The sequence below is a fragment of the Streptococcus sp. HMSC073F11 genome (assembly GCF_001810785.1).
GTDB lineage: Bacteria > Bacillota > Bacilli > Lactobacillales > Streptococcaceae > Streptococcus.
The window spans coordinates 1-743 of record NZ_KV802688.1; the positions used below are offsets into that span (position 1 = coordinate 1).

Here is a 743-nt window from a genome sequence, read left to right on the forward strand (position 1 = left end):
ATCGGGAAGACAGGATTCGAACCTGCGACACCTTGGTCCCAAACCAAGTACTCTACCAAGCTGAGCTACTTCCCGAGTTAAATAGAAAAATGCACCCTAGAGGAGTCGAACCTCTAACCGCCTGATTCGTAGTCAGGTACTCTATCCAGTTGAGCTAAGGGTGCTCTATATTATGCCGAGGACCGGAATCGAACCGGTACGATCGTTACCAATCGCAGGATTTTAAGTCCTGTGCGTCTGCCAGTTCCGCCACCCCGGCCTCTCTAAGCGAACGACGGGATTCGAACCCGCGACCCCCACCTTGGCAAGGTGGTGTTCTACCACTGAACTACGTTCGCACTGTTTTCTTCTATCTAAAAATGCCGGCTACATGACTTGAACACGCGACCCTCTGATTACAAATCAGATGCTCTACCAACTGAGCTAAGCCGGCTCATTTATTTTATCTTAATGCGGGTTAAGGGACTTGAACCCCCACGCCGTTAAGCGCCAGATCCTAAATCTGGTGCGTCTGCCAATTCCGCCAAACCCGCATATATGACCCGTACTGGGCTCGAACCAGTGACCCATTGATTAAAAGTCAATTGCTCTACCAACTGAGCTAACGAGTCTAAAATAACTTCCGTTATCTTAAACGGTCCCGACGGGAATCGAACCCGCGATCTTCGCCGTGACAGGGCGACGTGATAACCGCTACACTACGGGACCTATGGGAGTTAACGGGATCGAACCGCTGACCCTCT

The 743-nt window shown here is 50.9% G+C and carries 8 tRNA genes; all 8 read right to left on the bottom strand.

The features are described from left to right. Position 1 precedes the first annotated feature (1 nt). Positions 2-75 (bottom strand) — tRNA-Pro (locus HMPREF2764_RS01555). Between the two features lie 15 nt (positions 76-90). Further along, positions 91-164 (bottom strand) — tRNA-Arg (locus HMPREF2764_RS01560). Positions 165-173: 9 nt separating this feature from the next. Continuing rightward, positions 174-259 (bottom strand) — tRNA-Leu (locus HMPREF2764_RS01565). Positions 260-266: 7 nt separating this feature from the next. Beyond that, a tRNA-Gly gene (locus HMPREF2764_RS01570) sits at positions 267-338 on the bottom strand. A 22-nt stretch (positions 339-360) separates the two neighbouring features. Next, positions 361-433 (bottom strand) — tRNA-Thr (locus HMPREF2764_RS01575). 18 nt (positions 434-451) lie between these two features. Further along, positions 452-533: transfer RNA gene (locus tag HMPREF2764_RS01580), tRNA-Leu, on the bottom strand. A gap of 5 nt (positions 534-538) precedes the next feature. Continuing rightward, a tRNA-Lys gene (locus tag HMPREF2764_RS01585) sits at positions 539-611 on the bottom strand. 24 nt (positions 612-635) lie between these two features. Beyond that, positions 636-708, bottom strand: a tRNA-Asp gene (locus HMPREF2764_RS01590). Positions 709-743: the final 35 nt, after the last annotated feature.